This window comes from Limosilactobacillus fermentum, from assembly GCF_013394085.1.
In the GTDB taxonomy this organism is placed as follows: Bacteria; Bacillota; Bacilli; order Lactobacillales; family Lactobacillaceae; genus Limosilactobacillus; species Limosilactobacillus fermentum.
On sequence record NZ_CP040910.1, the window covers coordinates 1,469,546 to 1,490,048 of the forward strand.

Genomic DNA, 20,503 nt, shown 5'->3' on the forward strand with positions numbered 1-20,503 from the left:
GGGGAGCACGTTATGGGAAAGTGCGGACCAACCTCCTCGACAAACCGTATGACTAAGCTAGGCCTGTTTGATAGATTGAGGAGCACTCTTTTTTGCGCCCAATTTTAGATTTGTCGTGTCTCCCTTGGCCACCACGCTAACTAAAAAAGCTGGAAGGAAATGAATTCCCTCCAGCATTTTTTATTTATTGATCCTTTTTTAACGCGTGCACGACCGGCAGGGCGATCGCCGGGACCACCAGGGCGGTGACCAGCATTTCAACCAGGCCGTTAGTGGTTACCACCGCTAGCAGGGCGGTCGCCAGGTTGCTGGTGGTGGCGTGATAGGCACTCGCCACCGCCGGGGTGTTAGCGAACAGGTAAATACCGCCGAGCACCAAAACGGTGTTGGTGACCGAGCCCATTAGCCCGGCAAAGCAGGCCGCCAAACTTGGTGAGACCACCTTTTTGAGGCCGATAAAGACCCAGCCGGCCACCAGCCCGATTAAGAGCCGGGGCACAAACGAAATGAGCGGGTTAGTGAAAATCAACGGCGCTAGCGGGCTGGACGGGTAAACAAAGGCCCGCACCCAGGTCAACAGGCCCCAGACACCGCCGACAACCATCCCTTCCCGCGGCCCCCAGACAACGGCCACCACCCCGACGGTAATCGGTAAGGTGGTAATCGATAAGGGACCGAGCGGGAGGTTTCCAATCATCGGGATCAGGTCTTGTAAGACGATGATCACAATCAGCAGGGCCTGCGTGGTCAAGCGCTGAATCTGTTGACGATTTTGCATTCCATTTCTCCTCTATACCATTCTCAGTTAAATAATCTTTAATATTTTACCACAGTTCCTAACTTTGCGGGCTCTTTTCCGGGCGATCAGGCGACTTTATGCGCTTTATTGCGGTATACTTGGTGAAAAACGAAAAACTGATGGGGTGAAAAATTATGGGCGTAAATTTTCGGACCGGCAATCCAATTTGGGTTTACTACACCGACGTTGATACCGGTATCAACCTGCGCGTGCCAACCCTCTTAAAGGGCATGGCGGGCGAACAGTATGTGGTGCACCAATTGGACATCCCGCGCTATAAATTCTTTAAGGCGACTGGTCCTTTGACCGGCACCTTTGACGACCGCCAAAAGACGGTCCACTTGTACTACCGGAAGCAAACTTGGCACAAGATCAAAGACGTGAACCTGTACTTACAAACGATGGCCCCGACCACCCTCTTCGACCAAGTGGACGGGATGCCGGTGGAATCACCCATGCCGGCCGGGCTATTTTTGCGGGCCTTCCAGCTAATCGAAACCACCAACCACGTCCTCTGGTACCAGATTAACGCCGACCGCTGGGTTAAGGAGGGCGACCATCTGCGGGTGTTGGCCCACGACCCTTACGCCGATGAGCCGTCGCCGGTCCGGGCCAACCTGGAGAGCGACTTCACCTACCTCAAGTTGAACCACTTGCCGGCGACGGTCGACTTTGTGCCCAACGGTAAGGTCGCCGTTTACGACCAGGCCTACGGAACGGAAATCGGTCAGGTGGCTGACGGTCAGAAACTGATCCTGACTGGTAAAATTATGGATGATAACGGGGTCGTTTGGTACGAGGCCGTCGATCACGGCTACATCAACGGTTCCTACTTAAAACTGGAAGAAGATTAAGGAGAAGAAGATGACAGAAAAAATCGCAATTGTCGGCGTAGGCGCCATGGGGGGCGCGATCGCCAAGGGGCTATATAACACTAAACAATACCAATTACTGGGGTTAAACCCGGTTAACCCGCGGGTCACTCAGCTGGCCGAGGACCTGGAGATGACGGTGGTTAACGATCCGGCCGCCTTGGTCAACTTAGCCCCGGGCTTGGTTATCCTCACCACCCCGGCGCCCTTGACCGTCGCCACCGCCCGGTCGCTGGCGAACCTACCAACCACCACCCCGGTGGTTTCGGCCGCCGCCGGGATCACCCAAGAGCAGCTACAAGCGGTCCTCGGTGACCGCCCGCTGGCCACCATGATCCCCAACACCCCGGTCGCCGTTAACGCCGGGGCGATCGGCCTCGCCCTACCGCAAGAGATGGTTGAACCGGCCGGCACCCTGATTAAGGAGGTCTTGGGCAGCCTGGGCACGGTGATTGAAGTTAAGGAAGCAGACCTTGACGTCGTGGGCGTGATCGGCGGTTGCGGTCCGGCCTTTGTCGACGTGATGATGGACGCCCTGTCCGACGGGGCGGTCAAGCACGGGCTCAACCGCCAAGTCGCCTACCAAGTCATCGCCGCCATGGTCGCCGGGACCGGGAAACTAGCCCTGGAGACCGGCCTGGCCCCGGCCCTCTTGCGCGACCAAGTCGCCTCGCCGGGTGGCACCACGATCCGCGGGATTGACGCCCTCGAACAGCACGGCTTCCGGGCCGGCTTGATTGAGGCCGTCGACCAGGCTTCCGGGGGCCACTATGTCGATTAAGCACCCGCGCCTGGTCGGTAACACGATCCTCTGGGTCGTCGCCGCGATCTGGGGGAGCTCCTACGTCTTGATGAAGATGGTCACTAACGCCCAGATGCCGGCCGGAATGATCAACGGCTGGCGGGGCTTGATCGCCGCCAGCTTCGTCGGCCTAATCTTTTTTAAAAAGTTGCGCCACATGAGCGCCCACGACGTTCACGTCGGCATCGTCGCCGGAATCATCAACTACATCGCCTTTCAGTGTGGCACGATCGGCCTCTTTTACACCACCCCGGCCAACAACGCCTTTTTAACCGCCACCTACGTCGCCATGGTCCCCTTCCTAGCTTGGCTGGGCCACCAACGGCCCCGCCGCCAGGACTTCTGGGCGGTCGGCGTCGCCATCATCGGGATGGTGATCTTAACCCGGTTGGTCCAGACCGGATTCACCCTTCACTTCGGCGACCTAATCGTCTTAGTGGCGGCCTTCTTTTACGCCATTCAGATCCTGTACTACGGCGGTGCGGCCACCAAAGTCTCGCCCTGGGTGATGGTCTTTTGGGTCAGCTTGTTGCAGGGCATTGGCGGGATGAGCTACTCGGTCTTATTCGAGCGTAGCCAGTGGCCCGGCATCGAATGGGGAAGGGCGCTGCCACCGTTACTGACCGTCGCTTTATTAGTGACCCTGATGACCCAGCTGTTGCAGATTTACGCCCAGCGTTTGACCAGCGCCACGACCGCCGGGATGATCATGATGACCGAATCGCTGTTTTCCAGCCTCTTTTCGGTCCTCTTGGGCTTTGACCGGCTGACCTGGTCGCTGATCATTGGTGGCGGTCTCTTGGTCGTGGCCAACCTGATCTCGCAAATTAACTTTTCCCGCTTCAGCCACTGACGGCGGGCTACCCTTCACTAGCAAAGAATGGTAAAATGTCCCTTGTGTCTTACAAATAATTAACTTAGAGGAGGAACCATCGTGGATGCAAAATTTGTTCCACTGATTCTGGGGAGCGACTTTAACGCGTACGGAATGGCCCGCGAGCTGTACAAGGCTTACGGGGTCCAGTCCGAAGTTTACGCCCAGGGGAGCCTCGCACCAACCAAGTATTCTAAAATCATCAATTTCCACCACGTCCCGGACTTGATGAACGCTAGCACCTTCACCAAGACGATCATCGATATCGCCGATCAATACCAAGAAAAGGGGATCACCCCTTTGTTGATCTCTTGTGGCGACGATTACACCGAGCTAGTGGCCAAAAACCGCAAGCAACTGGTCGACCACATGGTTACGCCCTACGCCGACTACGAAACGGTCAGCGACTTAACCGACAAGGAAACCTTCTACGAGGCCTGTGAAAAGTACGGACTGCCGTACCCGAAGACCTCGATTCTAAAGCCGGACACCGACTGGCAAAACTACCAGTCGCCGTTTGGCTTCCCGATCGCCCTCAAGGCCGCCGACGCCGTCGAGTGGCATAAGGGGAACTTTGAAGGTTACGAAAAGGCCTACATCATTAACGACCAGGCCCGCTTACACGAAGTTCTCGAGATTATCTACCAACACAGCCCGTATAAGGGCGACGTGATTGTCCAAGAATACATTCCTGGCGATGACTCCAACATGCGCACGATCAACTGTTACGTTGACCAGTACCACCAGGTGAAACTCATGGCGCTAGGTAATCCCTTGTTAGAGGATTGCAACCCGCTCAACGTCGGCAATTACGTGGCGATCTTGCCCGAGTATAACGAGCAAATTTACCACGACATCAAGCAGTTCTTAGAACAAGTCGACTTCACCGGCTACGTCAACTTCGACCTCAAGTTCGACCACCGCGATAACAAGTTCAAGGTCTTTGACTTGAACCCGCGCCAGGGCCGCAGCTCCTACTTCGTTTCTTTAAACGGCTACAACCTGCCGTCCTACCCGGTTGAAGACTACATCACCAAGACCTTAAAGGATAAGGAACCGGTGCTGGCCTTCAAGGACGAAAGCAAGTACCAACTGTGGTTAGGAGTTTCTAAGCAAACCTTCCTCAAGTACGCCCGCGAAAACGAGGCCAAGGAAGTCGCTAAGCAACTCTTAAAGGCCGGCAAGTGGGGGACGACCTTCCACTACGCTGAGGACATGAACCTCAAGCGCTGGATCATGGAAAAGCGGATCAACCGCTCCTACGCTAAAAACTTCGCCAAGTTCTTCGTCGAAAAGAAATAAGGGCCAACAAGAGGCCGGGAAAAACTCTGTTTTCCCAGCCTCTTATTTTTATTCCCGAATGTTAGACAGAAAACGTGGTAAATAACCGCAGGTCTAGTGTCTAAGTACGGACGAAGAACGATGCGTACCGCATCAACCATTCGTCCTAGCTTAGCCATACGACCTGCCGAGTAGGTTATTTCCCACTCTCTCAATCAACTTCCGATTGACCCCCACCGGGATTTTGCGTATCTTAGTCATAAGCAAAGTATCTTGGTCATTTAAGGCAAAATGACCAAGATACTCGGTTAATGGTGAAGATATTCATTTACTTAGCAGCGAGTTCGTCACTCAGCCAGTTAAAATCTGTTAGCGACCCAATCACTTCGGTCTCCACCGCTTCAACCACTTGTTTAGCCGCCAAGGCTTCCGGGGAAGCCAAGAATGAATCCTGCTTCTTTTCTGGTTCCACCGGCAGCCCTCCTTTCCCTTAGTTTCATTTTAACAAAGCATAAGAGCCTGCGAGAAAACACGCTTTTCTCGTAGGCTCTTATTGTCTTTTTGAATGTTAAACCAAAAACGTGGTCAATAACCGGTATTAGTCCCTGCGCAGCTGCATGTGCATGGCGCACAGGTAGTCAATGCCGACCATCAAGGCGACCCAGATCAGGCCGAGGCCGTTCCAAACAATCGGGTGGTTAATTGATTGGATCATCATGACCGCCCGCTCAGGGGTGACCAGCAAGACCAGGCGCACCGCCAACCAGCAGAGGACGAAAAAACTGGCGAGCAGGGCAATCGTTAGGATGATCTTCCACCGCATGCTCATCAGCCCGTAGAGGTTCCCCAGGGCCCCGGCCGTCGTCACCCCGATCAGCATCGAGATGATGATGGCCCACTGCTGGCTCCAAGTGACGGTGCCACTTTGGAGCAACTCGATCAGGGCGTTCATCAACCAGGCGACCACCAGGACCGTGATCACCATCAGGTGGTGGGCCAGCCAGTTCGTCCAGCGCGACACCCCGTTGGCAATTGCTTCTTTAAAGATCTGGTAGGGGGTGCAGATACTGAAGAAAACGAGTACCAACACCATCATGTCGCTTAAAAAGGCCAGCATGGAAACTAAGTTTCCACCATCTATGCTAATGCTGCCCGCCTCTACCTCAATGTGACCACTGAAGAGGATTGCTAGCAAGTAGAAGACCGCCGAGACACCGAGGATACTGATAATGGCGATCAGGGTTAGCCAGCTGTAGTGGCTCAGCTGCTTTAAGTATTGCTTATTTAACTTTTCCATGTTACTCCCCCCTTAGTGGTTAGTTAGGGCGGTGAACGCCCGCTGCAGGTCTAAGTGCTTGATTTGCACCTGGTCGGGGATCGGACGCAGGGCGTCTAGCTCTCCAATCACGGCCGTTTCCTTCAGGTTGCCGATCGTTTGGCTGTCGGCCGTGGTTTGCCCGGCGGTGTATTCGTCCACCAACTGGGCCGGCCCCGACACCAGGAAGGCCCGGCCCAACAATTCTTCCACTGGTTCGTTGACGATGATCTTCCCCTCGTGGAGGATCAAAACGTCTTCGACTAGCTGTTGAACCTCACTGATCAAGTGGGTCGATAGGACAAAGGTCCGCGGCTTTTCGCTGTAAGTCCGCAACAGCTCACGGTAAAAGGTTTCCCGGTAGTTAACGTCTAGGCCTAAGGTAGGTTCGTCCAGGAGAACGTACTGAGCGTTGACGTTTAGGGCAATTGTGATCTTAACGGCCGTCTTTTGCCCGGTTGAGAGGTTGGAGAAGCGGGCCTTCTCGTTGATCCCAAACTGCCCCAGCATCCGGCGGGCGTTAGCGAAGTCAAACTTGCCGTAGAAGCGGTCAGCATCGGCCAACATTCTTTTCACCCGGGTCGTCTTCGGGTACATGTTGGATTCGCTCATCAGGTAAATCTTCCCCAGCTCTTCATCGTTGTTATTAACGTTTTGTGGCCCCATCGCCACCATCCCGCTGGTGGGGAAAATCCGGTTGGTGATGATGTTTAACAGGGTGCTCTTCCCCGCCCCGTTCCGTCCCAGCAGGCCGTAAATCTTGGCCGGTGCCAGGTTGAAACTCACTTCATCGATCACCGTGTGGCGCCGGTAACGCTTGGTGACGTGGTTAATCATTAGTTCATTGACCGTCATCTTGATACCCCCGTTTGATTAGTTCCTGTAAGTGCTCCTCTTTGATGCCCAGCTTCTTGGCTTCGGCGACCATCGCCACCACGTAATTGCGGTAGAAGTCATCGCGGTGCTTGGTGGCCAGTTGTTCCTGGGCGCCCGGGGTGACAAACATCCCCCGCCCGCGCCGCTTTTCTAACAGGCCCAAGGCCACCAGCTGATTCATACCCTTCAAAACCGTCGCCGGGTTGATGTTCAAGCTGGCGGACAGTTGGGTGGTCGATGGCACCTGGTCGCCAGCCTGGTAGACGCCGGTAAAGATCATCTCCGCCAATTGGTTGGCAATCTGCTGGTACAGCGGGCTGTCCTGATCAAATTCGAAGTTCATGGGCCCCTCCTTTCGGCAACTTAGTTAGTTAATTACTTGTGCAACTAACTATATAACCAACTAAGTTCCCTGTCAACAAAAAAAGGCCCCTTGTAAGGGACCTTTTTGATTAATGTTGCAACGCCCTGACGGTCTTGGTTAAACCGGCGGCGAGGCTGGTGGATGGCCGCCAGCCCAACGCCCGGCGTAACTTGGTATCATCGACGGCGTAGCGGTGATCGTGGCCGAGCCGCTCAGCCACGTGAACCACTTGGGAAGCGGGGAAGCCGAGCAACGCTTGCAGGCTGGCCACAACTTCTAACACCGTGCGGCGTTCAAAGCCGCCAATGTTATAGACTTCCCCCGCCACGCCCTTGCGCATTACCAAGTCAATGGCCTGGCAATTATCGACCACGTACAGCCAATCGCGGATGTCATCGCCGGTGCCTTGAATGGTGAGCGGTCGCTGCTGACGGGCATTAGTGATGATCATCGGCACCAGCTTTTCCGGGTGCTGATTGGGCCCGTAGTTATTAGCGGACCGGGTGATCACGACGTCCTGGCCAAAGGTGTGGTGGGCCGCCATTGCCAACAGGTCGGCGGAAGCCTTCGTCGCCGCGTACGGAGAACTCGGCTGGAGGGGCGCTTCTTCATCCGCCCGCCCTGCCGCAATTGACCCGTACACCTCATCGGTCGAAACCTGCACTAGGCGGACCCGCGCCCTCCGGCAGGCATCCAAGAGGACCTGCACCCCCACTACGTTCGTCGAAACAAAGGGCGCCGGATCTTCAATTGAACGATCGACGTGCGACTCGGCCGCAAAGTTAACCACCACGTCAATTTGGTGCGTGGTAAGAACTTCGCTAACGGTAGCGGCATCCCGGATATCACCCTGGATAAAGTGGTAGCGGGGGTTAGAAGCTAAATCCGCCACGTTCGCCAAGTTGCCGGCGTAGGTCAGACAATCGAGGTTCACCACTCGATCAGCTGGGTAGTGACTTAGCTGGTAGCGCAAGAAGTGGCTACCGATGAAGCCGGCACCACCGGTGACTAATATATTCATGAGTGGGGCCTCCTTTTTGGGCTAAATCTACTGCTTAATCTTAGAACGTAAACTTCGAATTAGCATTAACAACACAAACAGCCAACCGAGCGATGAAACAATATAACCGATAATCATAACCATAGAAGGCTTAAAGCCAACTACAATATTGACCTTTTTACTTTGAGACGTAAATTGAACCGTTCCACGGCTACTCTTTTGGTAGTTAACATTCTTACCATTTACCTGTAAGTATGTGTTCCGGTACGCAACCACTGGTAGGTTAATCTTCTTTCCCTTTACATCATTGAGACTCATCTCAAGTTTATTGGGGCCTGACTTCTTACTAATTTTAGTCTTTTGACCGTCAATATATGCGTAACTATCAATAATCGAGCGTAACTTGGGGTTATTGATAACAATGCCGTAGTAAGCTGCCGAATTTCCTCCCCATGATTGTTTAGGGAAGTAGTCTGCTTCACCGTACAGAACACCATGTGAAAAAATCTCACTGTAAGTTTGATTGTTAACCTTGTATGCAACTGGTGTTCCTTGAGGACCTGATTGTTGAACCTTAACGGATATCGTATCCAAGCTACTGTCCGTTCGCCAATCCCTCGTATGCAAAACTGACAAAGGATAAACCGCTGCAACAACTAGAACAGCAACCATTGCAACTAATTGTTTTCTTTTTTCTAATTTCAGTATTGAGCTACCTATTGCCTCAGAAGCAATTAGGGCCAAAAACAGTCCCGCATAGCTTAAGTAACGGTAAGGAAACTGAATAACCCCTAAAGCTGGAACTATATTTTGAAGCTTTTCCCAAGGGAAAAAATCGGTTGTAACGAGAGCCAATGTACTCCCTAATAACCAGACCGTAATTACGAAACGATTGTTAAAGTAAATATATCCGGTAAGTAATGCAATTACTAGCACGAAGCCCAGGTTTTGACCATAACTACCACTAAAAGAGCTGAAAATAAAGTCCTTTAACTTTAAGATCATATTAAAGTTAATCTCTGAATTTGTTGAGGAGATCTTTTGTCCAATATAGTCAGACACAAATGGACCTACCATCATAGCAACTAAGGATATAGTCAGTACTACACTCTTCAAAAGTGCTTTTATTCGATCAATATTAGACCATTTTTTGGCAAAGAGTGAAATGATAAATAGAATTGATAAGATTTCTATACATAATAGTGTACTTAAAATATGACAATAACTTACCAATGCTAACCCAATTGCTAACAGTTGCCACCGGTGATCATCAGCAAAAAATAATTCATATCCTCCTAAAATAACCATCGGGATAAAGGCCATTGCAACGAATTCACCAAACACACCAGTACCGACAAACATATGGTAAGGCATTAAAGTGTATAGGAGCGACGCTAAAATCGCCTTGATACTGCTATTTGACACTTTTTTAGCACAAAGATAAGCAATCACTAATGTACAAAAATTGATCAGTGCGTACCAGCCATAAAAAGCAGTTACCGGACTAAATATAAAGCGGAGCAATGCCCAAGGATAAAGGAAAATGGTTGGATAAAAAAGAAAATTTGCGACCCCTGTTTTTTGAAAAGTATGGGTTGCAATGTAAGTAAATAAATGCCCATCCTTCAAATTATCATAAATTTCTTCGACCCGAGATACGTGAAAGGACCAGTCGTTAGCAATAAATAATTGGTGGGAATGCCATAATGGGTACGTCATAGTAAACGTAACAACCAAAAATATAAATATGGCAACGAGGTCTGATCTGTATTTGTACTTTTCTATTTTCTTCATTATCCCTGTTCACCTACTAAAATAAGGTGCCCCCCTTTATATCTTTTATTTATCCGAATCAAGCTTAATGTATTCAATCTTCGGCCGGAAGAAGATCCCCCGAATTGAAGCGGAGATCAGAATCCAAATTTTCTTGAGCTTTAGTGGTTTGTGCGAACCAATAACCTTTAGAATGTTCCAGTTCACCTTTGCAAATTGGTAGCAACGCCCATATAAACCATCATCGCGTGCAATTACACATTCGTTCCGGTAAGCAAACTTGTATTGCCATAGCCGGGAGCCATCGTCCTTAGCGATACTTGAACCATCATTGTTCTTAGTGTGGTGAACAACAATACTTTGCGCCACCATGTAACACGGGAACTGCTTGGAAATCCGGTTGGAGTACTCCATATCATCACCCCAAATGAAGAATTCCTTGTAGGAAAGCCCCACCTTCTCCACTACTGCGGTCCGTACGAAGAAGGAAACAAAGGTCGCCCGCGTTGTCCGTAAAATCCCGTTCTTTAAGTATTGGGATTCGTCAAACCATTTCTTGAGTACCTTTTGGCCGTTCATCTTGCACGGTTGACCATCAGTAAAGAGTACTTCGCTAGCCAAGTACCCGTAGTTACCACCCAAGATCTTGTCAGCCTCTAAAATCTTTTCTAGGGCAGTTGGGGTCGGCATGGTATCGTCATCCATCATCCAGACGTACTGGTAGCCCCGCTTGCAAGCAACCTTTAGACCGTGGTTAAAGCCCCCTGACCCACCAAGGTTGGCTCCCGTGTTGACGTAATCAATTCGCTCTTCTTGTAAGAGGTCATCAATGTATTCCCGGGTGTTATCCGTGCTGGCGTTATCCACCACCAGAATGTCAAAGTCAGTGACGGTTTGGTCTAGTAAGGCTTGTAGTGATTGCTTTAACAGAATCTTGCGGTTATAAGTAACCATAATGGCGCATATCTTATTCATCATTCGCTCCTAATTAACTAGTTATTGATCATTTTTTCCATTGCGTGGGTAATGTAGTACCCGGTCCGCATTTGGTTAGCAACCTTTTGAACGTTATCGTGCATCTGACGGTACTCTTCTTCGGTCAGGGCGTCTAACTTATCGTTTAAGTCATTAAGGCTACTAATCGTAATCCCAACCCCGTTTTCAAGCACAAAATCAGCCAGAGCGGCCTGGTCCCAAATAATGACCGGCAGTCCCGAACTAAGGTAAAGAGACGTCTTGTGCGGGTTATTCCACTTCAGGTAACGACCAAAGACCCCATCACAGGTGTCGACGCTCGTCCCGTGCCAAACCAGGCCAAAGTTTTCGTCCATGTGGGCAGGTAAGTCCGTTGGTGAAAACTGTCCCTTGTAGTTCAACCCTTCGTTGTAACTTTCCGCCGGGTTCGGTCCAAAGAGGTCAAAGCGGTTAGTTGGGTGAACATCCTGCAGGAATTCTGCGTCAATTAAGTTCCCCGCGTAGCAAACCGACTTATCGTAGCCCTTGTATTCCTGAAGTGGTTGCGGGTTATCGTAATCAAAGATCCCCAGGTCAACTAGCGGGACCTTCACCCCTTGTTCCTTCAGGAATTTATTCATCTTAGCATTGTGGCCGATGATCCCATCCGAAAGGTTAAAGGAATCTAATTCCCCTTGGGCTCGCTTTGGTTCATCCGCATACAAGCGAATCATTTCAGCATCGTGGATGATGAAGTATAGCTTAGCGTGACTATTTTGGTGCACACTGTCTGTAATTTGTTTGATCAGCTTATTGGAGTAGAGCGGGTATTGAATCACCACATTGTCAATGTCCGGGTGTTCCTTGAAGAACTTTGGTAATACGGAGCGGGATAGTTGATACTTGTGAATGCGGGTGTTGATCCAGTCCCACAAGTTGTGGTGCCACCAGAAGCCGTCCTTCCAACCATAATCAAGCCATAATTCCTTAAAGCCCATCTGTTCCTTTAAGAACTTGATGTTATCCATATTTGCCTTCGGGCCCCCAACGTTACCAGAGGGGTCCTTCAATGAAATGATGTAATTTTCCACGTTTGCGTTCCTTTCGCCTATAGCTTCGACGTTAATTCAACATCCGGATACTTTTGCTTAAACCAGTTTTCCGCAAATTGATTTTCAAACAAGAAGAGCGGTTCGCCCTGCATGTCCTTGACCAAGATGTTGCGAGAAGATGACATCTTCGGGTCCAATTGGTCCGGGTTGATCCAGCGGGCCGTCTTCTTGCCCATTGGTTCCATGATGACTTCGGAATTGTATTCGTTTTGCATCCGGAACTTAAAGACTTCAAATTGCAGCTGTCCCACGGCCCCTAAGATGTAATCGTTAGTGTTGTAATTTTGGTAAAGCTGGACCGCCCCTTCTTGGACTAGTTGATTGATCCCCTTGTGGAAGGACTTTTGCTTCATCACGTTCTTGGCCGAGACCCGAACAAAGAGTTCCGGCGTAAACTGCGGCAGCTTTTCAAACTTAATGTCTTCCTTACCAGTGTAAATGGAATCCCCAATTTGGAAGTTTCCGGTATCGTATAAACCGATGATATCGCCGGCAACGGCCTTTTCCACGTTTTCCCGGGTGTTGGCCATGAATTCGGTCACGTTCGACAGCCGGAGTGGCTTCTTCGTCCGTTCCAGGGTAACGTCCATCCCGCGGTCAAATTCACCTGAGCAAACCCGGACAAAGGCAATCCGGTCCCGGTGCTTCGGGTTCATGTTGGCCTGGATTTTAAAGACGAAACCAGAGAATTCCGGGGAGAGCGGGTCAATCGCCTTCCCTTCCTCCGTCTTGTGCGCACTCGGTGCCGGGGCGTACTTCAGGTAGGTTTCCAAGAAGGTCTTGACCCCGAAGTTAGTTAGGGCTGAACCAAAGAAGACTGGGGTTTGATCCCCGGCCGCCACCTTTTCTGCTGAGAATTCACTGCCGGCTTCAGAGATCAATTCCATCCCTTCCAGGGCGTCTTCCCATTCCCCTTCGCCAGCCAACGGGTTCTCCCCAATCACTTCCCCGTTTTCATCTAACGGTAAGTACGGCTTGCTTTCATCGGCCGGGTGAGTTAAGGCCACCCGGTGGTTATGGCGATCGTAAACCCCCATGAACTGACGGCCCATTCCGATTGGCCAGTCCATCGGGTAAGTTTCGATCCCGAGGGTTTCTTCGATTTCATTCATCAAATCGAGTGGTTCCCGCGCGTCCCGGTCGTACTTATTGATGAAAGTGAAAATCGGAATCCCCCGCATCTTACAAATTTGGAAGAGCTTGCGGGTCTGGGGTTCAATCCCCTTGGCCCCGTCAATCACCATGACCGCTGAGTCCACCGCCATCAAAGTCCGGTAGGTGTCTTCAGAGAAATCTTCGTGCCCCGGGGTATCCAAAATGTTGATCCGCTTGCCATCGTAATCAAATTGCATCACGGAAGAGGTAACGGAGATCCCCCGCTTTTGTTCGATTTCCATCCAGTCGGACTTGGCGAAGTTCGAGCTGCCCCGTCCCTTAACCGTTCCGGCTTCCCGAACGACGCCCCCAAAGAGGAGGAGCTGTTCCGTAATTGTCGTCTTCCCGGCGTCGGGGTGCGAAATGATCGCAAAGGTCCGGCGCTTACTTACTGCATCTTCTAATTGTTGTTTAGTTGCCAATCTTGAATTCCTTTCGTTCTCTGTTATGGTGCTCCAGTTATCATTCGGTCAGAGCCAATTTAGTTTTAAAACCCACAACTGGTCGCGTTTCTGCCACTCGCTTTAAGCGATGGCGTTCTACACACTATCCTTTAAATTTTATCACATCTCAGCTAGCTAGATTCACCCTAATTTAAAGCCCTAGCATCCGTTGTCACGCGGACCCTAGGGCTTTATTATTAGTAACCGTTTTTATCCTTGACCATTTTTTCAGTGTAGTCTTCCGTTTCGATATTAAAGCGTGGCCGATGCTTAACTTCGGTAAAGATCTTCCCTACGTACTCACCGATTACACTGACTGAAATTAGCTGAATTCCACCAAGCAACCAGATTGAGATCATCAAGGATGCCCAACCGGTTAGAGCATGACCTAATATTTTTTCTACTAAAACATAGATCATCATGATGATGCTAATCGAAGTGGTCAAGATCCCTAAGATCAAAATTAATTGAATCGGGGCAATTGAAAAGGAAGAAATCCCATCAAAAGCAAAGTGTAACATCTTCCCGAGTGGGTACTTCGATTTACCGGCGAAGCGCTCCTTACGGGGATAGTACACCTTAGCCGAAGGATACCCCACTAACGGAACCATCCCCCGTAAAAACAAGTTGTGCTCTTTGTATTGAAGCAGGGCTTCCGTTGCCCGCTTACTGAGCAAGCGGTAGTCGGCGGAATCTGGAACGAGATTCACACCCAAGCGTTTCATTAGCCCATAATAGGCTAGCGCTGTCCGCCGTTTAAAGAAGGAATCCGTCTCCCGGCTATTACGAACCCCGTAAACCACATCAATTCCTTCTAAGTACTTATCAACCATCTGGTAAATGGCGTTGACGTCGTCTTGGAGGTCCGCATCGATGGTGATGATCATATCCGAATACTTAACTGCTACCGTCATTCCGGCTAATAAGGCGTTTTGGTGACCATAGTTACGGGTAAACTTAATCCCCGAAACGTAGGAGTACTTCTCGCTATACTCAGAGATTAACTCCCAGGTGCGATCCTTACTCCCGTCATTAACAAAGAGGATCTTACTCTTAGTGCTAATCTTTGCTTGAGCAATCAAATCTTCGATAATTGTACCAATTTCTTTAACTGTTTCCGGGAGCACTTCTTCTTCGTTATAGCACGGTACGACAATTGTTAATGTCTTTAACATACCCATGCGCCTCCATCATAATTAAGATTTACCCACTACGCTAAATCTTCCCCATGAATACCCTAGATTATAACAATGTTATGTCTAACTAGCCGTTATTTTCTCCTCGTTTCCTCAGATTGTAAATACTTATTAAGTAAGTTACCACCGTCTTAACAACTGCATAGCACGGAATACAAAGGATCATCCCTGGAATCCCAGCGATATTCCCCGCAGCTAATAAGAGCATTATGATCGTTAATGGGTGGATCTGCAGGGTTTTGCCAATGATATTCGGGTAGATAATGTTACCGTCAATTTGTTGAACGATCACAACCACTACAATCACCCAAATAATCTTTTCTGGCGCCACCGCAATCGAAACCATTAAGGACGGTGTAATTCCGATATAGGGCCCTACATACGGGATCATGTTGGCGATTCCCGCCACCACACCGAGAACCACGGCTAAGGGCTGGCCAATGATCAGATAGCCGATCGAAGTTGCAATCGCCACGAACAGACACTCAATGGCTTGCCCTGAAATGTAGGATGAAAGGGTCTTACTCATCTTTCGTAACAGTTCACCAACCTCATCCTGACTACTTTCCGGAAAAAGCTTTTGCACGCTCGGTACTAGTCGGTTACCATCCTTAAACATGTAAAAAAGCATTACGGGGACGGTGATGGCCACAATGACCGTACTCGTAATCGTCCCAATAATTGTTCCCGCACTTGAGGTTAAACCAGTGACAATCTGGCGAACGTACTTAGAAACTTGATCGTTAATTTGACCGTAGTAAGTAGATAAGTGGAGTTTTCGCACCCACGGGTGTTCCGAGATCTCTTGAATCATTTTTTGGATCTCCTTGGCAGCCTGGGGGAGCCAATGAATTACTTGGTTTAACTCATTGAGCACCGATGGAATTAACGCCGAAATCCCACCAGCCACAATCAAGACGAGCCCGATCACCACCACCAAGCTCGCAATCCCCCGTTTCATGTGCCATTTGTAAACCTTGATCTTCATTAATAAGCGAAAGAGTGGGTTTAACATGTAGTACAAAAAGAGCGAGATGATCAGCGGGGTGATTACCACGGAAACGAAGACCAGCAAAGGGGTAAAGACAAAGTTAATCTGGGTGCAGACCCAGATTAAACTCGCAATAATCAGTAATTCAAACGACCAAAAGAGCGCTTTTTGATAACTTTTTGGCATTATTTCTTTTCCTTAATGATGTAAATCGGTCTGTTCTTAACTTGCATGTAGATACGACCGATGTATTTCCCGACAATCCCAATGCAGAGCAGCTGTAGTCCCCCTAGTAAAAGAATGATGCAAACCATCGAGGCCCAGCCAAAGGCACTACTCGTTGGTTCTATCAGTCGGCGGATCACCACAAAAATCAACCCAATGATTGAAATAATAAAGGAGGTCGTTCCTAGCCAAACTGCTAATGATAATGGTGCCTGTGAGAAGTCGGCAATTCCGTCCATTGCATACTTAAATAGTTTCCAAGTTGACCAATCAGTGGTTCCGGCCACCCGCTCAACGTTTTTGTACTCTAAATACTTGGTTTTAAAACCGACCCAGGAGAAAATTCCCTTGGAAAAACGGCTGTATTCCTTCATTGAAAGAATGGCATCGACCATTTGGCGGGTCATCATCCGAAAGTCACGAGCTCCTGGAACGATATTGGTTTGCGATACACGGTTAATAACTTTATAAAATTGGTCACTGAGGAAGGATTTTATCTTGGCTTCTCCCTTCCGGTCGGTCCGCCGGGTCCCTACACAATCGTATTCACCTTCCTGGAGGATGGAATACATTTGGGGAAGAAAGGACGGCGGATCTTGCAAGTCCGCATCCATTACCACCACGTAATCACCGGTAGCTGCTTCCAGACCAGCATAGAGGGCACTCTCCTTCCCAAAGTTCCGGGAAAAGGTTAGGTAATGTACCCGTTCAGGATCAATCGAATGCAACTTTCGCATTTCCGCTAACGTTTGGTCTGCAGAACCATCATCTACTAACCAATATTCCGTTTTTAAACCATCTATTCTTTGGACCACCTCTTCTACAGCTGGGTAAAAGAGCGGGAGGGCTTCCTGTTCGTTATAACAGGGAACGACAATTGATAACTTTGGCATTTTTAATCCTCTTAAATTTAAATAATGAAAAACCGGCACCGCTTAGCAGCACCGGTTTTCATTATACACTATCTAACAATGAACTTTGACTAGTTCTCAGTAATGGAAGTTGGTGAAACATTGTAAGTGTAAGTCTTACCGTTTACCGTTCCAGTAAATTGCCAGCTGTTCGTTCCCGTTTGCGTAGCGGTAAAGGAATCAACATCGGTAGCTGATGGTTGAACTGGCATTGATTGACCTGACGTCCCAGCATTGTTCAAGTTAGCTCCGAGACGTTCCTTTAAAAGATCCAAGGCTTGGGTCTGAGTTAAAGTAGCCGTTGAGGCACTTGATGAAGAGCTACTTCCGTTAGAAGAGCTAGAATTCGAGGCGGTTGCGGCTGCCGCTCCCCGGGAAGCACTTGACGAAGACGTTGATGAGTTAGCAGCGGTTGCTGAACTGGAAGATTTACTAGATGAAGAACTGGAATCATCAGAAACCGTCTTTACTTGTTGCTTCTTCGTCGTGGAGTTCTTCTTTGAGGCCGCCTTACTACTTGCGCTTACGCTGTCCGTAGTATCACTCCCACTCGCAGATTTACTACTGCTGCAGGCCGCTAATGAAAGAAGCATCGCCCCAGCAACAATTGAAGTTAATAGCTTGTTAGCTTTCATAATTTTTTCCTCTCAATATCTCGAACTCTGATTCTTAATCACATTATAACAAAGTCTTTGTTCGATGATTAGTCATAACTTCACAATTCCCTAATATTTTGAAAAAGCCCCAGGATATCCCTAAGGCTTCTCCTTATATTAACTAGCTTAAGACGATGTAGTAGCTAGGTGTGAAGTACTTTTGGTAACCAATCTTGACGTTTTCACCGACCGTTGGGGCGTGAACGTAAGAACCGTCACCTAATGAGATGGCCACGTGGTACGGAGCGGAATCACTACCGAAGAACAACAGCGCACCCTTTGGCGAACTAGAGACGTTGGAGTAAACGTGCGTCCCAAGCGTTTGTTGTTGGTAAGTCGTCCGGTAACTAGAACTCAGGCCGTAAGCCCATTGAACTAACCCAGAGCAGTCAAACCCAACGGAAGGAGAGTTACCACCCCAAACGTATGGTACCCCGATTTCGCCTAAGGCCTTGTTAACCTTAGCGTTAAAGTCATTGACTACCGTAACAACACCATTACCGTCTGCCTTATAGGTTGTATTCCCAACAGTAAACGTCTTGTTAGTTACCTTCAAGTAAGTTGAAGAATCGAAGTAATAAGTTGATCCCTTCCAACTAACAAGCCCTGACTGAACAACCCCATCACTACCAACCATGTACCAATCTCCCCACTGAGACCGTACGTAGTCTTGGTGATCTAACTTCAAGTAAGTAGTTGGATCAAAGTAATAGTACTTACCATACCACTTTTGAACACCGGATTGAACAATCCCATCACTGCCGACCATGTACCAATCTCCCCACTGAGACCGTACGTAGTCTTGGTGATCTAACTTCAAGTAAGTAGTTGGATCAAAGTAATAGTACTTGCCATACCACTTTTGAACACCGGATTTAACGATTCCATCACTGCCGACCATGTACCAACTCCCCCATTGGGACTGAACGTAATCTTGGTGATCTAATTTCAGGTAGTTTGTCGGGTTGAAGTAGTAGTAGCTTCCGTACCATTGTTGGACACCTGATTGGACAACACCATCATTAACCAAGTACCAATTGTGACCCGTTCCGTTAATCGTCGGCAAGTACGAGTAACTTTCACCACTAGCTACCTTACCATTAGTGTAGTAAGTGTACGTTCCGTTTTCATTTACCCAGCCATTTTTAGTAGAGCTAACGGCTGCAGCAACGGCACGGATCTCGGCTGCTGAAGAAGCTGCACTATCCTGAGTAGAGGTTGCATCTGACAAGTTACTGTCATTCATAGAGCTAGTTGCACTTACAGTTGCTTCACTAGTCGTAGTTGCAACAGATGACGACACAGCAGACGTGGCACTAATCGCCGAGCTAGCTTCGGTTGCCACAGCTGCGGTACTCTGGGCCACACTAGACGCTGAACTAGTTGCAGATGAGGCAACTGCACTAACACTAACGGATTCAGCTGAGACCGGAGCAACAACCGTTTCAGAACTAGCTGCGGATGCAGTGCTGGAAACTTCCGTACTGTTAATTGAAGCAACCACAACCGTTGCACTCGTGGCATCACTTTGTACCGCTGAGGAATCGTTAGTCGTTTGTGAAACTTCCGTAGTAGCAATGGCAGATGAAGCAACATCCGCATTTGCCGTTGCGTTATCAAAAGAGACAACCCCGGCGATGGCAACTGCAGCGGTAATCGCTAGCGTCTTCCACTGCTTCCCGCTCTTGTATAACTTGTAGTGCTTTTTACTTTCCATCAACCTAAATCCTTCCGTAGTTTTTGGTTTTTAGTTAATTATGTTTAATTTAAAAGTTTACGTTTAATACCATATCATAAAAAGTTCATCTTTCTACAATATTTGATGATCTGTTAACTAAGAATAACGTTTGTCACCTTTTTGCAACATTGTAAGAAATCTTTGCAACTAAAAAAACGCCAACCAATTGCTTAATTGGCAATCAGTCGACGGAACGTTTCGATTTTCGTTACGTTACAGGGAGGTTCTATAGCGTGTTGTAGTAAAGGCTTACCAACTGACAGAAATTCGACATAGTGTATGTCGTTCCAAAATACGTGCTTGCTCGGTTGTACCAGTAACCATCGGGATCGGTATGGTCAGTACCGCCCAAATATTGCGATACATTATAGTGCGACCATAATGTTCCCGTCCCATTCGACTGGGCCAGTGACGGAATTAGCCCATACTTTTTCATCATATAGGCTGTAAAGTATGCCGCATTTGAAATTTCCTTCGTAAAGTTACTTGCTCCGGTAACCTCAATTTGTTCAAATTGAACGGCTCGTCCATTTGCTGGATATCCAGCCCCCCATGCTTCGTGATCAGTGTTTGAAATAACAATAATATTATTTCCATCTACAAAGGCATGAACAAAGGCATCCTCATAAGTATTCTTCTCGTAATTAATTTCTTCCCAAATTGTTGCATCATCGGCCGTCTCATGAACAACAATCATGTTTGGTTTTCCATCTGAGGTATCACTATAGGTGTCTGTAACATCCGAAGGGATTACGTAATCTTATGTGATTGCGGCGTGACCTAGATAATTCTTAAGAATGTAGCTATTAACTGCATTCGTTACTGCCGTAAGTTTCCCGTCACTACCCGCAATATATGCAACACCGTTTGACACAACGTAACCACTAGTTTTTAGTAAGTAGGTTGTTGGGTCAAAGTAATAAAGTGACCCGTACCATCTGATAATCCCAGATTGAACAATTCCATCACTGCCAACCATGTACCAACTTTACTACCAGTTTGTGTTACTTCTGTAGCTGCAATCGTAGCTGAAGTTACATCAGCATTGGCCGTTACATCATTGAACGACAATACTCCTGCAATAGCCACTACAGCAGTGATTGCCAATGTCTTCCATTGTTTTCCACTCTTATAAAGCTTATAGTGTTGCTTTTTCTCCCCCATAA

General features: G+C 48.7%; 21 protein-coding genes and 1 pseudogene. 4 read left to right on the plus strand and 18 right to left on the minus strand.

Annotated elements, in window-relative coordinates; all coding sequences use genetic code 11:
- Positions 1-184: 184 nt before the first annotated feature.
- Complete coding sequence (locus FG166_RS07400; RefSeq protein ID WP_003684189.1) at positions 185-778, minus strand: ECF transporter S component; 594 nt, start codon at positions 776-778, stop codon at positions 185-187.
- Between the two features lie 155 nt (positions 779-933).
- Here FG166_RS07400 and FG166_RS07405 point away from each other — a divergent pair, with 155 nt between their 5' ends.
- The 4 genes from FG166_RS07405 to FG166_RS07420 all read left to right on the plus strand — a co-directional run bounded on the left by FG166_RS07405 (position 934) and on the right by FG166_RS07420 (position 4,649).
- On the plus strand, positions 934-1,653 hold the full coding sequence (locus FG166_RS07405) for a MucBP domain-containing protein (protein WP_003684188.1): 720 nt from the start codon (positions 934-936) through the stop codon (positions 1,651-1,653).
- Positions 1,654-1,663: 10 nt separating this feature from the next.
- Positions 1,664-2,452, plus strand: a complete 789-nt coding sequence (gene proC / locus FG166_RS07410) for a pyrroline-5-carboxylate reductase (protein ID WP_003684186.1) — start codon at positions 1,664-1,666, stop codon at positions 2,450-2,452.
- Complete coding sequence (locus FG166_RS07415; protein WP_003684185.1) at positions 2,442-3,326, plus strand: DMT family transporter; 885 nt, start codon at positions 2,442-2,444, stop codon at positions 3,324-3,326. Before proC ends, FG166_RS07415 begins: the two co-directional genes overlap by 11 nt.
- Positions 3,327-3,407: 81 nt before the next feature.
- Positions 3,408-4,649: a carboxylate--amine ligase gene (locus FG166_RS07420; protein WP_003684184.1), complete on the plus strand. Its 1,242-nt coding sequence runs from the start codon at positions 3,408-3,410 to the stop codon at positions 4,647-4,649.
- A gap of 307 nt (positions 4,650-4,956) precedes the next feature.
- Here the strand turns inward: FG166_RS07420 and FG166_RS07425 are convergent, their stop codons facing one another.
- The 17 genes and pseudogenes from FG166_RS07425 to FG166_RS07500 form a co-directional block, all read right to left on the minus strand.
- Positions 4,957-5,100, minus strand: a complete 144-nt coding sequence (locus FG166_RS07425; RefSeq protein WP_003684182.1) for a hypothetical protein — start codon at positions 5,098-5,100, stop codon at positions 4,957-4,959.
- A gap of 126 nt (positions 5,101-5,226) precedes the next feature.
- Complete coding sequence (locus FG166_RS07430) at positions 5,227-5,925, minus strand: hypothetical protein (RefSeq protein WP_003684180.1); 699 nt, start codon at positions 5,923-5,925, stop codon at positions 5,227-5,229.
- Positions 5,926-5,937: 12 nt separating this feature from the next.
- The gene (locus tag FG166_RS07435; protein WP_003684178.1) at positions 5,938-6,798 is read right to left on the minus strand and encodes an ABC transporter ATP-binding protein; all 861 of its coding nucleotides are present in this window, start codon (positions 6,796-6,798) and stop codon (positions 5,938-5,940) included.
- Positions 6,785-7,162 carry a GntR family transcriptional regulator gene (locus FG166_RS07440; RefSeq protein ID WP_003684176.1) on the minus strand — a complete coding sequence of 126 codons (378 nt, stop codon included), beginning with the start codon at positions 7,160-7,162 and terminating at the stop codon, positions 6,785-6,787. Before FG166_RS07440 ends, FG166_RS07435 begins: the two co-directional genes overlap by 14 nt.
- A gap of 109 nt (positions 7,163-7,271) precedes the next feature.
- Positions 7,272-8,204: a dTDP-glucose 4,6-dehydratase gene (rfbB, locus tag FG166_RS07445; protein ID WP_003684174.1), complete on the minus strand. Its 933-nt coding sequence runs from the start codon at positions 8,202-8,204 to the stop codon at positions 7,272-7,274.
- A gap of 27 nt (positions 8,205-8,231) precedes the next feature.
- A complete protein-coding gene (locus tag FG166_RS07450; protein ID WP_003684172.1) occupies positions 8,232-9,977 on the minus strand; it encodes a hypothetical protein in 1,746 nt (581 codons plus the stop codon).
- 45 nt (positions 9,978-10,022) lie between these two features.
- On the minus strand, positions 10,023-10,931 hold the full coding sequence (locus FG166_RS07455; RefSeq protein ID WP_035431241.1) for a glycosyltransferase family 2 protein: 909 nt from the start codon (positions 10,929-10,931) through the stop codon (positions 10,023-10,025).
- 17 nt (positions 10,932-10,948) lie between these two features.
- Complete coding sequence (locus FG166_RS07460) at positions 10,949-12,001, minus strand: glycosyltransferase (RefSeq protein ID WP_003684167.1); 1,053 nt, start codon at positions 11,999-12,001, stop codon at positions 10,949-10,951.
- A gap of 17 nt (positions 12,002-12,018) precedes the next feature.
- Positions 12,019-13,599 (minus strand): peptide chain release factor 3, encoded by a 1,581-nt coding sequence (locus FG166_RS07465; protein WP_003684164.1) that lies wholly within the window; start codon positions 13,597-13,599, stop codon positions 12,019-12,021.
- A 218-nt stretch (positions 13,600-13,817) separates the two neighbouring features.
- A complete protein-coding gene (locus FG166_RS07470) occupies positions 13,818-14,795 on the minus strand; it encodes a glycosyltransferase family 2 protein (protein WP_035431237.1) in 978 nt (325 codons plus the stop codon).
- Between the two features lie 88 nt (positions 14,796-14,883).
- Entirely contained in the window at positions 14,884-15,993 is a 1,110-nt protein-coding gene (locus FG166_RS07475) for an AI-2E family transporter (RefSeq protein WP_003684161.1), read from the minus strand.
- Positions 15,993-16,925 carry a glycosyltransferase family 2 protein gene (locus FG166_RS07480; RefSeq protein ID WP_003684159.1) on the minus strand — a complete coding sequence of 311 codons (933 nt, stop codon included), beginning with the start codon at positions 16,923-16,925 and terminating at the stop codon, positions 15,993-15,995. Before FG166_RS07480 ends, FG166_RS07475 begins: the two co-directional genes overlap by 1 nt.
- A gap of 89 nt (positions 16,926-17,014) precedes the next feature.
- On the minus strand, positions 17,015-17,578 hold the full coding sequence (locus FG166_RS07485; RefSeq protein WP_003684156.1) for a hypothetical protein: 564 nt from the start codon (positions 17,576-17,578) through the stop codon (positions 17,015-17,017).
- 142 nt (positions 17,579-17,720) lie between these two features.
- Positions 17,721-18,845, minus strand: coding sequence for an NlpC/P60 family protein (locus tag FG166_RS07490; protein WP_003684155.1), 1,125 nt, complete (start codon positions 18,843-18,845; stop codon positions 17,721-17,723).
- Positions 18,846-19,247: 402 nt separating this feature from the next.
- Positions 19,248-19,316, minus strand: a pseudogene (locus FG166_RS09780) (KxYKxGKxW signal peptide domain-containing protein); the annotation flags it as partial.
- A gap of 247 nt (positions 19,317-19,563) precedes the next feature.
- The gene (locus tag FG166_RS09650) at positions 19,564-20,034 is read right to left on the minus strand and encodes a peptidoglycan recognition protein family protein (RefSeq protein WP_003684149.1); all 471 of its coding nucleotides are present in this window, start codon (positions 20,032-20,034) and stop codon (positions 19,564-19,566) included.
- Positions 20,035-20,228: 194 nt separating this feature from the next.
- Positions 20,229-20,501: a KxYKxGKxW signal peptide domain-containing protein gene (locus tag FG166_RS07500; protein ID WP_003684147.1), complete on the minus strand. Its 273-nt coding sequence runs from the start codon at positions 20,499-20,501 to the stop codon at positions 20,229-20,231.
- Positions 20,502-20,503 lie beyond the last annotated feature (2 nt).

Bases quoted from the DNA above. Each gene is read 5' to 3' on its own strand.
- FG166_RS07400 (WP_003684189.1), bottom strand. From the start codon at position 778: ATGCAAAATCGTCAACAGATTCAGCGCTTGACCACGCAGGCCCTGCTG.
- FG166_RS09650 (WP_003684149.1), bottom strand. From the start codon at position 20,034: ATGATTGTTGTTCATGAGACGGCCGATGATGCAACAATTTGGGAAGAA.
- FG166_RS07480 (WP_003684159.1), bottom strand. From the start codon at position 16,925: ATGCCAAAGTTATCAATTGTCGTTCCCTGTTATAACGAACAGGAAGCC.
- proC (WP_003684186.1), top strand. From the start codon at position 1,664: ATGACAGAAAAAATCGCAATTGTCGGCGTAGGCGCCATGGGGGGCGCG.
- FG166_RS07430 (WP_003684180.1), bottom strand. From the start codon at position 5,925: ATGGAAAAGTTAAATAAGCAATACTTAAAGCAGCTGAGCCACTACAGC.
- FG166_RS07415 (WP_003684185.1), top strand. From the start codon at position 2,442: ATGTCGATTAAGCACCCGCGCCTGGTCGGTAACACGATCCTCTGGGTC.
- FG166_RS07475 (WP_003684161.1), bottom strand. From the start codon at position 15,993: ATGCCAAAAAGTTATCAAAAAGCGCTCTTTTGGTCGTTTGAATTACTG.
- FG166_RS07450 (WP_003684172.1), bottom strand. From the start codon at position 9,977: ATGAAGAAAATAGAAAAGTACAAATACAGATCAGACCTCGTTGCCATA.
- FG166_RS07500 (WP_003684147.1), bottom strand. From the start codon at position 20,501: ATGGGGGAGAAAAAGCAACACTATAAGCTTTATAAGAGTGGAAAACAA.
- rfbB (WP_003684174.1), bottom strand. From the start codon at position 8,204: ATGAATATATTAGTCACCGGTGGTGCCGGCTTCATCGGTAGCCACTTC.
- FG166_RS07440 (WP_003684176.1), bottom strand. From the start codon at position 7,162: ATGAACTTCGAATTTGATCAGGACAGCCCGCTGTACCAGCAGATTGCC.
- FG166_RS07435 (WP_003684178.1), bottom strand. From the start codon at position 6,798: ATGACGGTCAATGAACTAATGATTAACCACGTCACCAAGCGTTACCGG.
- FG166_RS07490 (WP_003684155.1), bottom strand. From the start codon at position 18,845: ATGAATGACAGTAACTTGTCAGATGCAACCTCTACTCAGGATAGTGCA.
- FG166_RS07455 (WP_035431241.1), bottom strand. From the start codon at position 10,931: ATGAATAAGATATGCGCCATTATGGTTACTTATAACCGCAAGATTCTG.
- FG166_RS07485 (WP_003684156.1), bottom strand. From the start codon at position 17,578: ATGAAAGCTAACAAGCTATTAACTTCAATTGTTGCTGGGGCGATGCTT.
- FG166_RS07470 (WP_035431237.1), bottom strand. From the start codon at position 14,795: ATGTTAAAGACATTAACAATTGTCGTACCGTGCTATAACGAAGAAGAA.
- FG166_RS07405 (WP_003684188.1), top strand. From the start codon at position 934: ATGGGCGTAAATTTTCGGACCGGCAATCCAATTTGGGTTTACTACACC.